Source organism: Deltaproteobacteria bacterium PRO3 (assembly GCA_030263375.1).
Taxonomy (GTDB): Bacteria; UBA10199; UBA10199; order DSSB01; family DSSB01; genus DSSB01.
The window spans coordinates 1-12,854 of sequence record SZOV01000089.1 but is presented as its reverse complement, the minus strand read 5'-3'; the positions used below and the strand labels follow the sequence as shown (position 1 = coordinate 12,854).

The following is a 12,854-nucleotide window of genomic DNA, read 5'->3' as shown; positions in this document are numbered from 1 at the left end:
CAAGGGCGGCGCGAAGAAGGCCGAAAAGCCGACGCGCGCCCCTCGCGATGAGGGCGACGCGCCCCAAAAGGCGCACAAGCAGGCGCGCGGAGCGGCGCAGGGCGGTCAGCAAATCCTCCAGGGTCTCGACGCGATCGGGGTGCGCTTCCTCCATGGCCTTGAGCAGGACAAGCGCGGGCCGAATCTGCCCCATCACGATCCCGGCGACCAACTGCTGGCCGACGAAGGGATGGTTGATCCGCTGCGCCACGGCGTCGATCAAGCGCGCCGAGACCCGCGCCCGCAGCGCGGCGTCGAGCAGGCGCCGCACGCCCTCGGCGCCGCGGGCCTGGGCCAAAATCATCGCCTCGCAGCGCCGCACGTCCGCCGCGGTCAGGAATTGGCGGGCGACCGGATGGTCGGTCTCCAGCAGGGCCATGTACACGTCCAAAGCGGGCAGGCTGTCGCGCCTAAGGTCGCTCCTCAGGGCGCGCACGGCCTCGGCGCCGAAGGCCTCGGGGGTTTCCCGCGCCTCGCGGCGCAGCCACTCGCCCAGCTCGCGACGCTCCTCCTCGGACCTTGCCGGGTCGTAGAGCGCCGCGATCCGTTCGAGGTGCAGGCGTCCGCTGGAACGCCGCCAGTTCGCGTAAAGATAAGCTAAACCCGCCGCAAAAACTCCCCCGAGAGCCACCCACGAAACTATGTCGAGCGCACCTCCGCCATGGAAATCCAGGCTGTCTTGGGCCCTAGCCGCATCAGCCCCTAGCAAGGTCGCAACGCCGCTTCCGGCCGCCAATAGCACGGTTAAGCCATCCCCGCCCTCTCGCCTTCGATAGTTCGGAGGTTGAGAAGCACCCTCCTCGTTCAAAGTGGAGTCCTGCACATCCAATATTTCCGGTGGAGCGACTTCTGGCTCAACCCTGACCCTAGGCCCCACCCTCTCGCGATCCCCGGCGTCCCCTTCAGGCTCCGCTTTATTTAGCCGTCGAAAGTGACAATGAAGAACCGAGGCGTCTTCACGCGCGGAAGCGCTCCTGTTGGAATCCGATGACATCTCGTGAAGCAGTCGAGCGAATTCCGAGGCTTCCGGGTCGAAGGATCGCAATCCTCTTTTCATCAGGCGACGCAAGAATCCCAAGTCGCGGCGACCATCCGGCTGATCGAGCAGAAATTCGGCACCCCTATAAACTTCATGATGGCCGGGAGGCAGCCGTCCCAAGAGCCACTGATAAATTTGCACGGCCTGTCTAGGCAAGGCCGACCTAGCGTAACCCGCGCCGGCTATGGAGTCATTGGCGGGAAAGAGGAAATCGAACCAAGCGTACCATCCCGTCGGCGGGTCCCAATCTCCCATACCTTCAAAGTTTTCCCGCAAATGGACGGCTTGTTCGGCGAAAAAACCCGTTTGATCCAGAGGAATGTTTCGAAGTTCCCGAAAATAGCCCTCGAGCGCCTCAAGCCTCGTATCATGACGCAGCTCCCGATTTGCCCAATGGCCCCTCAGCCGGTTGACCCGACTCACGACGCTCGAGGGAAGAAGCGATCCTTGTTGAACCGCGCTTGAGTGCGATGCGTCGCGATAGGGCGACTGCGAGCGATCGCCATGCGTATCGGAGGAGTTCCTGGAGCGCCAATCGTGAAACCGATTCGTAAACCAGGTGAAGACCCCTGTTGTCGCAAAGCCCAGACCTAAGCCAATGCCCCAGGAGATCTCGCCCAGGCCTGACACTTCAAAAGCGGCATAGGCCGTATCTGCGCCCAACAAAGTCGCCGCGCCGGCGCCAGCAGCCAGCAGGGCCGTGACCGCACCCGTCCCGCCGCCCTCGCCTCGGGGCCCGCGGAATTCCGAGCGGATCTCGCGAAACAGGGTCCACAGAAGTTCGCGTTCCGCCGCGGGGGTCCCGACGCGGGAGTTGCGCGAGAAGGAAATCAGCAGCTCTTGCGCGCGCCGCTCCTGGCCCCGTACCACCAGCCCGGTCAGCAATTCCCGCCAGGCCAGGTAGCGCGCGCCGGAGTCCCGGATCCGGGCCAGGTGATAGACGGGATTGATCTCGCCCTCGAAGATCCCGTTCCGCACCAGGGCGCGGATCAGCTGCACGCGGGCCAAGCCCTCCTCCGTATCCCAAAGCTGCTGTTCCCCAGGCCAAACCTCCTGCAGGGACAGCGACTCCTGCTCGAGGATGGCGTGGGCGTAATCGACCAGGTCCTGACTCGCCAGCGCGCCGGCCAAGGAGGCGTAGAGACCGGGCCGGGTGAGGGCCTCGGTTTCGGTGCGGATGTAGTCGCGCAGGCGGCGGATCATCGTGGGAAAAGTGATCTCCCGCCGCTCCCACTCCCTGCCCAGGCCTCGGGTGAATTCCTCCAGCCCCGGCTGATTCGCCGCGAGGGCCACGGCCGACTCGAGCCATTCCTCGAAGAGATAGAAGTTGGAGGCGTCGACGGCGTCGCGCGGCGCGGAGGGCGGAAGCGTCGGCGCCTCGGCCCGGCGAAAGGCCTCTTCCCCCTCCGCGAGCAAGGCCCCGGTCGCCAAGTCGAGGTCCAAGGGGGGCTCGCCGGATTCCAAGGGGCGCACCGACTCGAAGCGGATCCCCAGGCGCTCCAGACGGCGCGCAAGGTCGGGACCGGCATGGGAAGTCGTCGCGGCCGCAGCCCCTTCCTGAGTACCGTAGACGAGGTTCACGCGGGCCCGGCCGAAATCGAAGCCCATCGTCTCGAGGTGCTCGCGCAGGTCGCGAAAGTCCTCGAGGAAGGCTTCCAGGTCGTCCGGGCCCACCGGCAGGTGCGAATCCACCGCGATCCCGCTGCCGGGATCGAAGAGCGTGAGGCGGGAGGCCGACTCCAGATCGCGCCCCCGCACCCTCCCCGCCTCGCTCCGGAAGATTAAAAAGCCGTGTCCGCTCGTGCGATAGCGGCCGGGGCCGTCGGGATCCGGAACGATCTGCATGCGCAGCGCGCCGCGCTCGCCCCCACGCAGCTCATATCGAGAGAGCCTCAGCGGAAAGAACATCCCCCGAGGACCGCTTGCCTCGTCACGACCGCTGCCACCCTCGACCGCCGGGATAAAACTCAGCTCCTGTCCCGCCTCCCAAGGGCTCGCCATGGGCAAGGCGAGGATGAAGCGCGCGGCGGGAAGGCCGGGGTCCAATGACTCGACTTCCGCCACGGCCCTTCCCTCGCTCTGAACGAGGCGTCGCAGCCGGTAGTGACGAATCCGCGCGTTGCCCTCCCGCCCGATCAAGCCTGGCACCAGCGAGCCGCGAGGCGGATGCGCGTCCGCAGGAGGGCTGCCCACCCCCTCCACTGGAACCCCCTCTTCGGATAAACCGTTCCGCTCGATCCAAAGGCCGCTCCCCGCCGGCTCGGCGGGATTTTCGGAAATCTCCGCAGGGGAAAGGCCGGGCATTGGATCCGGGGACAGGATAGCGGCTGCCGCCGGGTCCATGGCGTGGCCGAAATCCGTCAGGACCCCGGTCGGAGCAAAAGCGGAAGTTTCAGCCGGTCGAAGCCGCGACGTCACCGCCTCGGCGAGGGGCCCGCCCACGCGCGTGCCCGCGACGAAGAAGGAGCCGTGCAGAGTCTCTTCGAAATAACGTACCAAGAAGGGCCGCGTGTCCGGCGCCCGCCCCGCGACCCGGCCGCCGACGTCCTCGCCCCACATCTCGCCCAAGCCCGAGGCGAAGAACTCGGCGACCTCGGTCGCCGCGCGGGTGCGAGCCATACCTCGTGCCGTCTCGCCGAAGACCGGGCGCAGGGCCCGGCCCAGGAAGGCCCGGGTGAAATGCGTCGCGAACTCGTCGCCCACCGAACAGAACAGCGAGGTGATGAGGCGAAGCCTCACCTCCTCTAAATCCATTTGTCGACGACCCGTCGCCGCGCGGTAGACGGCGATCCCTCCAAGCTCGGTCGCGGAGCGCGCCGCCCAAGCGGCCGCGATGCGCGTGGCCCCCACCGCCGCCCGGGCGGTCCAGGTCATCGCCACCGCCCCGTCCGCCACGACGTAGGCCCCGGCGCCCAGCCGCGCCAACAGGGCTGCGCCGGCCAGCTCCGCCGCGAGGCCGCCGGTGAAGATCGAAGCGAGCAAGATGGCCCCGCCCTCCACCGAAAAGACCGAGTCCACCACTTGATTCATCGTCTGGATATAAGGCGTCACGTCGCGGAAGGCCTGGATCTGCGCTTGGAGGGTCTCGTTGCCGGCGAGGCGGTTGTAGAGCTCGGAGAAATCCCCCAGGTCCCGGCTGTCATTGGCCAGGTTGCCGAGGATCTCCATCAGGGGGCGCGGCGCCCGACCCCGCGCGCCACTGTCCTCGGCGGCCTGCAAGAGCGCCGCGATCAGGCCGTCGCAGCGCCGGTTGAGGCTGTCGGCCACCACCATCTCACGCGCCAGCGACAGGTAGCGCTGGGCGCGTATCTCCGGATCCGCGGAGCGCTCGACGTCGATCAGGCGCCGCGCCAGATCGGTGTCGCGGTGCTCGACGCCGTCCAGGCCCTCAGAGGCGAAGGCGCCGCCGAGCCCTCGGTAAAAGTCGCGGGCCGCGGCCTCGTCGCCCAGCAAGTCCGGCAAGAGCGCGATGGCCTCCGCCGTAGTGGCCGCGCGCCCCTCCACGAGGGCCTGCTGAAGGAAGGCCAGGCTGCGCCGCATCGCCTCCCGCTCCGCTAAAATGGGAATTCTCGAATGCCCCTCCTCGTCCGCCATCGCGAGGCGCTGTTGGTAATTCCCTTCGATCATTTGGGAGAGAAAACCCAGCGTCGGCAGGCAGCGCTCGAGCGTCAGAAAGGGACGGTGCCGTTCCCAGATCTCCCGGGCCATGCGCTGATACTCGTCCGGCTCGACCTCGGAAGGTGGAGTTTCTAGACCCGAGGCCGCCAGCAAAATATCGTGGATGGGAAGCTCCAAGCCGCCTTCGACAGGGCTCCCGACTCCTTGCAACTGCTCGTAGAGGGTTTCCGCGGCCGGATCCCGGTCAAGGACGGCCAGCATGAAACGGCCGTAGAGGGCCATCGTGCGGCGCCCGTGGCGCGCGCCCAAGGCGGCCAAATCCGACAAGGCCTCGCGGAACAGCGAAAAATCGGGCACCGTCTCCGCGCCGTCGGCCCGGGCCACGGCCAGCCGCTGCGCATAGGCGCCTAGACGCCGCAGCCAGGCGGCGCAGGCATCGACGTCCATAGTCGGCTCGACGCCTCCCTCCCGGCACGCGGCTTCAGGCCGCGGCAATCCCGCGCGCAAGCCGCACCACAGGATTTCGGCGGCTTCCAGATCGCCCAGCTCGAGGTAGCCCTCCAGCGCGAAGGCCTCGGCCTCGCGGCGCAACTCGGGATCGCCGCGGCGGGCCGCGCCCTCCAAGACCCCGCGCAGCAGGCTCTCCAAGGATCGGCTCGCCGCCTCGCGAGAAGATTCCGGGCCCAGTTCGCGATAGATCGACAAGGCCTCGCGCAGATCCGCGTAGCGGTCGACGATCGAGGAGCGAGACCGGCCGCCGCGCCGCAGGGCGCGTTCCGCGCGGGCGCTTAAGTCCGCGCGGATCGCCTCGGCGCGCGCCGGATCGCCTTCGGCCTCGAATTCCCGCGCCACCTGCAGGACCGCCCGCAAGCGCAGTTCTGGATCCACCGCCTCGCCGCCCGCCGCCTCGAGCAGGGATTCCAGCGTCGCCCGCAAGCGACCTCGGTAATGCTCGCCCGCCTCGGGATGCGCGGCGAGCCGCCGATAGAGCGCGGCGGCCTCGCCCAAGAGTTGCAGCCGGAGGGCGGGCTCGGCCCCGGCCGCCTCCCGCTCCAAGCCAAGCGCGTCGCGATCCAGCTCTTCCGTTACATCCAAAAACAATTGGCGACCGGTCTCGCCGAGGGCTTCCCAAGTTCCACGCAACAGCTCGAAAGCCTGCTGCCGGCCGAGAATCGCCGCGCGCGGGTCCGTCCCCGCGGCGGGCCGGCGCCAGGCGTCGACTTGGGCTTGGATGGAATCCGAGAGAGGCGGGCGCAACTCCGGCAAGTCTCCGCTGAGGAGAACTTCCGAAAGCTCGGCATAGTCTTGGATCAGCGTCTCCGCGCCGACGGGATACCGCGAGAGCGCCTCGTGCCGTCGCATCCAGGACGCCCTTAATGCGTCGCGATCCGCGGCCCGGCCCTCGAATCGAAGCAAGGCGGAGTAGACCCGGCAAATCAAGCGTTCGTTCGCGAGGCCCTGCACGACGTCGGCTTGGTCGGGATTCAGCGCGGCCACGACGCGCGCCAGGCCGCGGAGGATCGTCGCGGGTTCGGGCGCCAAGGCGCCGTACGTCGCGTTCGGAAAATTCTCGCCGTCGAGGGCCTCGAAATGCCTCAGCGCCTGCTCCAGGGTTTCGGCATCGAGTTCCCGGGAGGAAAGGATTTGCGGCTCCAGGCTTCCCGCCTCGCAAATGACTTGGAAGCCGCGGAAAAAGGCCAGGGCCTCGGCCCGGCCCTCGAGGCCGGCGGTGAATTCGAAAAACCCGCCGGCATCCAATTCGGCGGGAAGCCGAGAGCGCAGGACCTCCGCATCGCGAAGCAGCAGGCTGCGCGGGCCGCCGGCCCCCGCGAATCGCACCGGCGCGGCGGATTCGAAGCCGTCACCGGACCTCTCCTCCGCCTCCGGCTGAGGCCCTGGGGTTTCGCGAGCCCCATGCCCCGAGAGGGAATCTTCGGGAAGAGGATGGCCCAAACCGAAAGGGGGACGCCTGAAAATGTCGATGGGGGTATTGCCCATGAGGCACGCTCAACCAGCGTGCCCCGCGGAATGATAAGCACTTATCGGGGAAAATCGTCGCAAGTCGCCAGGAAATTTCAGGAAGAAGCGACGAAAAGATATATAAAAATAACTAAATTTTATAAATAGTTATAATATTATGCCTAATTTTTAGGCTAAAAGCCCCCCGGAGCGCAGGCCCCGGATCTGGGCTTACCCCGAGAATGCCTCTCATCGCGGCAGATAATGTAGGGTAGGAAAACGAGAGCCCAGGCGGAGGAACAGCTCGGAAAAAGGGACCTCTTCCTGCCCGCCCGCGCCCCGCATGTCGCGGAGGATGGCCACGCCCTTCTTACGCTCGTCCTCGCCGACGATCACGACCCAGTCGGCCTGCCAGCGGTCGGCGCGGCGCATCTTGCTCTTCAGCGAGCTGCCGCCGAAGTCGAGCTCGACGGTGGCCCCGCTCTCGCGCAGCGGCTTGAGCTGCTCGAAGAGCAGCCGGTCGGATTCGGCGTCCAGGCCCACCAGGTAGACCCGCGGCGCTTCGTCGCTCGCCACTGCCTGAGCCGGCAGGATCGCCAGCAGCCGCTCCATTCCCAGCGCGAAGCCGATGGCCGGGACCGCGGGGCCGCCCAGCTCGTGCACCAGGTCGTTGTAGCGCCCGCCGCCGGCGACCGCGTTCTGCGCGCCGAGCTCGCCGCTGGTGAATTCGAAGACCGTCTTCTCGTAGTAATCGAGGCCGCGCACCAGGCGCGGGTTGAGCGTGAAGGGCACGTCGTGGGCCGAGAGCGCCGCCTGCACCGCGGCGAAGTGCTCGCGGCTCTCCGGGGAGAGGTGGTCGGAATAAAGCGGCGCGCCCTTGGTCGCCTCGGCGCAGCCGGGCTTTTTGCAGTCGAGGGCGCGCAGCGGGTTGCGCTGGATGCGGCGTCGGCAGTCGTCGCAGAGTTTCTCTTGGACTCCGTCGAGGAAGGCCGCGAGGGCCCGGCGGTAATTCTTTCGATCCTCCTTCGAGCCGAGGGAGTTCAGGTGCAGTTGCACCCCTTCGAGACCCAGGTCCTCGAAGAGCTGGCGGATGAGCAGGATCATCTCGGCGTCGAGCAGGGGATGGTCCGAGCCGAAGATCTCGGCGCCGATCTGGTGGAACTGGCGCAGGCGGCCCTTCTGCGGGCGCTCGTAGCGGAACATCGGTCCCATGTAGAGAAAGCGCCCCTCGTTGACGTTGTGCGAGGTGAAGTGCTCGACGAAGGCGCGCACCACCGGCGCGGTGCCCTCGGGGCGCATCGCCAGCTTGTGCTCGTTGCGGTCGAGCAGCGTGTACATCTCTTTCTCGACGATCTCGGTGGTCTCGCCGACGCTGCGCTCGAAGAGGGCCGCGTCCTCGAGGATGGGGGTGCGGATCTCGCGGAAGCCCGCCGGCGCGAAGACCCGGCGCGCCGCGCGTTCGACCTTCAGCCATTTGCGGACCTCGACGGGATCGAAGAGATCTTCCATACCCTTGACGCCGACGATCTTTTTTTCTGCCATTTTTTCCTCAACCGAAAACAAAAAGGCGGAAGCGGCGCGTACCGTACCGTTTCCGCCGCGTTATTTATTCCGAGGCCTTGATCTTGCCCGTGTCTTCCTTCACGTCCGTCTTGGCCAGATATTCCTTGAGCTGCAGGGCCTTCGCGTAGATCGGCTTGAAGTGCTCGTCCTGCTCGAGCTTGTACTTTTCGATCTTGCGCAGGGCCTTCTGCGGATTTTTAAGCTTGAGGTAGAAGATGCAGAGCTCCTTAAGCAGGCCCAACTCCTTGGGCTTCTTGAGCAGGATCTTCTCGTAGACCTCGACCAGGATGTCGAGGTGCTTCATCTCCTTGCGCAGCTCGCGGGCGAGCTTTTCGTATTCCTTGAGCGACTCTTCCTGCATGCCCTGGTTGAAATAGATCTCGGCCAGGCGCAGGCGGTGGCGCGGTTCGCCGGGCTCGGCCTCGACCAGCTTTTGGCAGGCGCGGATCGCATCGGCGCCCTTCTGGTGCGTCAGGTAGTAGTGCACGACGATCTGGAACTGCTGCGAGGCGTCGCCGCGCATCCCCATCTTCGCGTAGAGCTCGCCCAGCTTCTCGTTGAACTCGACCGAGCCAGGGGAGAACTTGAGGATATTTTTGTAGATGGCGATGGCCTTGAGGAGGAATCCCGACTCGCCATAATGCTCGGCCACCTCGCGGAACCAGGCGATGCCGTTGCGGATGTCTTTCTTCTTGAAATACAGCTCCCCGACCTTGATCTTCAGGCGCATGTCGGTGGGGTCCTTGGCGGACATCGCCAAGAATTCCTTCAGCTCGCCCTCGGGGCCGGATTTTTTGAAGAGCCCTTTAAAGATGTTTGAGATGCTTTCTTTTGCCATTGGACTGCGCGCCTGGTGCCAAATACGTTGCTTCCGTCGGGACGAACACGAGGTTCGCCCCTACGATTTCTTCTTTCGCCTCTTGGGGCTTACGTCCCCCGCCCGCTTATCGATCTCTTGAATCAGGCCGTAGAGGCCCAGCACGTAGCTGTAGGCCCCGAAACCCGAGACCTGCCCCACCGCGACCGGGGCCATATAGGAATGATGCCGGAATTCCTCGCGTTTGTAGATATTGGAAAGGTGGACTTCGACCAGGGGCAGGCCGACCGCCGCAGCCGCGTCGCGCAAGGCCACCGAAGTGTGGGTGTAGGCCGCGGGGTTGATCAGGATGCCGTCGAAGCGCCCCGCCGCGCCTTGGATGGCGTCGACCAGCTCGCCCTCGCTGTTGGACTGGAAGACCTTGAGGCTCAAGTTTTCCTCTTCGGCGATGGCCTTGAGGGTCTTGTCGATGTCCTTCTGGGTGACCGCGCCGTAGACGTCGGGCTCGCGCAGCCCCAACAGGTTGAGGTTGGGCCCGTGGATGACGAGGATCTTACGCTTGGGGTGCATGGGCGGCCTTCCTTAGCGACTGGACCCGGCGCAGCAGGGCCTGGAGGCGGAGGATCTTGGCCTCGCGCCGCGTCGGCGGGGGCGGAGGGGGAACGAGGGTCAGGCGGACCGGCTCGGCAGCGTTCTCTTGAACCGGGGAGGCCTCCGAGGAAAATTCATAAGCCTCGGACCGAAGCTCCGGGCCGGCGTCCAAGCCTTCGCGGGCGGCGGCCGGGACGGACGCGCCGAGGGCGTGAAGGTCGGCCGTCGAAACGGATGCGTGCTGCAATCCCGGGGAAGTCTCGTCCGCCGTATTTTCTGAACCGGACTCCCCGGCTTCGGCCGCGGCCATATCTTCCTCCGACGCGGAGGTTCCCGAGGCCTCCGGGCTGCGCCCGCCGCTCTTGAAGCGCTCGAAGGCCCGGCGGGCCTCCTCGCGGAGCTCCTCGAGGATGCGGCGGACGCCCTCGTGCTGCGGGTTCTTCTGCAGGATCAATTCGGCCAGCTCCATGGCGTATTGGGTACTGCCCTGCTCGCGCAGGATCCTCACCATGGTCTCGGTATGGAAGACGGGATCGAAATCGATGGGCATAGCTTATACCAGTATTTCGTCGAGAGGCGTCGGGATCACCACCGACTTCCCGATCTTGTTTAAATAAACGAAATGCAGCCGGGAAGACACCCTTTTTTTGTCCTGCATCAGGGCCTTGCGGTAGGCCGCCTTGGAGAAGGCCGGCATCTCCGTGGGCAGGCCCGCGCGGGCGATCAGGGCCTTCAGGCGCGCGACGTCGGCCGGGGGCAGGCCGGCCCGCTCGACCGAACGGCCCGCGGCGTAGACCATCCCCATCGCGATCGCCTCGCCGTGGGTGTATTTCTTGTAACGGGTCAGGCTCTCGATCGCGTGACCCAGGGTGTGGCCGAAATTGAGCTTGGCGCGAAGGCCCAGCGTCTCTTTCTCGTCGCGCTCGACGACCCAGGCCTTCAGCTCGCAGCAGCGGCGGATGACCGGTTCGAGGCCCGCGCCCTTCCCCTTCAGGATGGCGTCCATGTGCTCCTCCAGGCCGCGAAAGAGCTTGGCGTCGAAGATGGCCGCGTACTTGATCACCTCGGCCAGGCCGCAGACGAATTCGCGGCGCTTCAAGGTCCTGAGGAAGGTCTCGTCGATCAAGACGAAGCGCGGCTGGTAGAAGGCGCCGACAAAGTTTTTTCCCTGCGGGAGATCGACCCCGGTCTTGCCGCCGATCGAGCTGTCGACCTGGGCGAGCAGCGTCGTGGGGATCTGGACGAAGGGGATGCCGCGCAGGAAGCTCGCCGCCGCGAAGCCGACCAGGTCGCCGATCACGCCGCCACCCAAGGCGATCAGCGGAGTCTTGCGGTCGACCTTGAACTCGACCAGCTTGGCATAGACCGAGGCGACGGTCTTGAGGGTCTTGAAGCTTTCCCCGTCGGGCAGGACGATCGTCTTGAGGTCGTGCTGCCTCTTCAGGTGCCGGGCGATCTTGGCGCCGTGGAGGCGTTGGACGACGGAGTTGGTGACCAGGACCACGCGCTCGGCGGGGCAATGGCGTTGCAAAAGCAGGTTGAGGCTTTCGATCCCGTTTTTCTGGAAATAAAGCGGGTAGCTCCGCTCGCCCAGCTCGACGCGCAGGGCGCGGCTTTCCAGGGGCAACACCTTGAGAATCTCCTCGACGACCGCTTCCGGGCTTTGATTGTCGGTCGGGATCTGCAGCGAGATGCGGCTGTAGGCGGGGGCGCGCTTGGCGAGAATTTCGCGGATCTGTCCCTCCTTGTCCTCGCCTTGCAGCAGGGGCCGGGAATCGTCGGCTCTCAGGCGCTTGAGCAGCGTCGGAATCTGTGCCTTGAGCAGGACGAGTTGCCCGTTCTTGCGGATCTTGTCGAGGTTGTCGCGGAAGCAGACCGCGCCGCCGCCCACCGCGATCACCGTCGCCTCGCGGGCCAGGGCCTGGTCGATGGCCATGCTCTCCCAGCGGCGGAACATCTCTTCGCCCTCTTCCGCGAAGATCCGCGCGATGGGCTTCTGACTGAGCGAGACCACCAGGTCGTCGGTGTCGATGAAGTCGTAGTTAAGCTTGCGGGCGAGCAACTTGCCGACGGTGGTCTTGCCGGTACCCATGAAGCCGCTGAGGATGATGCGTGAGGGGAGGGACATATATCGCGGTTTATTACACCCAAATGATCGTCGCGGCGTCCGTAGGGGCCGTTCGCGAACGGCCCCTACAGCGGCTGCGACAATACCGGTGCCTGAAATTCGAATTAATATTGCCGGACCTGCTCGAGGTACCCGTCGTAATTCCTGCGGATCTCCCGCAGCGAATCGCCGCCGAATTTCTCCAAAAACGCGTCCGCCAGGGTGATCGCCACCGCCGCCTCGCCGATCACCGCCGCCGCCGCGATCGCGCAGGTGTCGGAGCGCTCGACGCTGGCCTCGAATTCCTGCTTGGTCTCGATGTCGACCGAGTGCAGCGGCTCGTAGAGCGTCGAGATGGGCTTGAGCGCCCCGCGCACGACCAGGGGCAGGCCCGTCGTCATGCTGCCCTCCATCCCGCCCGCGCGGTTGCTGGAACGGGTGAAGGCCCGCTTCGCCGCGTCGTAATAGATGGGGTCGTGGACCTGGCTGCCGAATTTAAGCGCGTTGTCGAAGCCGTCGCCGATCTCGACGCCCTTCACGGCCTGGATGCTGAGGATCGCCTGGGCGAGGCGGCCGTCCAGCTTGCGGTCCCACTGGACGTAGCTGCCCAAGCCGGGCGGCAGGCCGTCGACGACGATCTCGAAGATCCCGCCCAATGAATCGCCCTTCTTCTTGGCCTCGTCGATCAGGGCCACCATCTTGGCCTCTGCCTCGGCGTCGAGACAGCGCAGCGGGGCGTCCTCGGTCTTGGCCAGGATCTCGGCCGCGCTCGCGGGGACGGCCCGGGCGCGCACCGAGCCCACCGCCGTCACGTGCCCGGCGATGCGGACGCCGAACTCCTCGAGCAGCCGTCGAGCCACCGCGCCGCAGGCGACGCGCGAGGTGGTCTCGCGGGCGCTGGCCCGTTCGAGGACGTTGCGCAGGTCGCGGAAGTCGTACTTGATGCCCCCGACCAGGTCGGCGTGGCCGGGACGGGGCCGGGTGACGACGCGCTTGAGCGGTTTGTCGGTGGGCCCGACGCTCATCTCGTCTTGCCAATTCTTCCAGTCGCTGTTGCGTACGACCACGGCGATCGGGGAGCCCAAGGTGTAACCGTGCCGCACCCCCGCGACGATCTCGAC

7 protein-coding genes are annotated in these 12,854 nt (G+C 66.0%); all 7 read right to left on the bottom strand.

Annotated features, from left to right (window positions below):
* Positions 1-6,649: hypothetical protein (locus FBR05_12345; GenBank protein ID MDL1872972.1), on the bottom strand; the 6,649-nt coding region annotated here is incomplete at its 3' end.
* A 255-nt stretch (positions 6,650-6,904) separates the two neighbouring features.
* A complete protein-coding gene (locus tag FBR05_12340; GenBank protein ID MDL1872971.1) occupies positions 6,905-8,197 on the bottom strand; it encodes a histidine--tRNA ligase in 1,293 nt (430 codons plus the stop codon).
* Positions 8,198-8,261: 64 nt separating this feature from the next.
* Entirely contained in the window at positions 8,262-9,056 is a 795-nt protein-coding gene (locus tag FBR05_12335; protein MDL1872970.1) for a tetratricopeptide repeat protein, read from the bottom strand.
* A 60-nt stretch (positions 9,057-9,116) separates the two neighbouring features.
* On the bottom strand, positions 9,117-9,605 hold the full coding sequence (aroQ, locus tag FBR05_12330) for a type II 3-dehydroquinate dehydratase (protein MDL1872969.1): 489 nt from the start codon (positions 9,603-9,605) through the stop codon (positions 9,117-9,119).
* A complete protein-coding gene (locus FBR05_12325) occupies positions 9,589-10,176 on the bottom strand; it encodes a hypothetical protein (protein ID MDL1872968.1) in 588 nt (195 codons plus the stop codon). The genes aroQ and FBR05_12325 overlap by 17 nt, the downstream gene beginning before the upstream one ends.
* 3 nt (positions 10,177-10,179) lie before the next feature.
* Entirely contained in the window at positions 10,180-11,754 is a 1,575-nt protein-coding gene (aroB, locus tag FBR05_12320; protein MDL1872967.1) for a 3-dehydroquinate synthase, read from the bottom strand.
* 104 nt (positions 11,755-11,858) lie between these two features.
* Positions 11,859-12,854 (bottom strand): chorismate synthase (gene aroC, locus FBR05_12315; GenBank protein ID MDL1872966.1); only part of this gene is annotated, 996 nt, incomplete at its 5' end.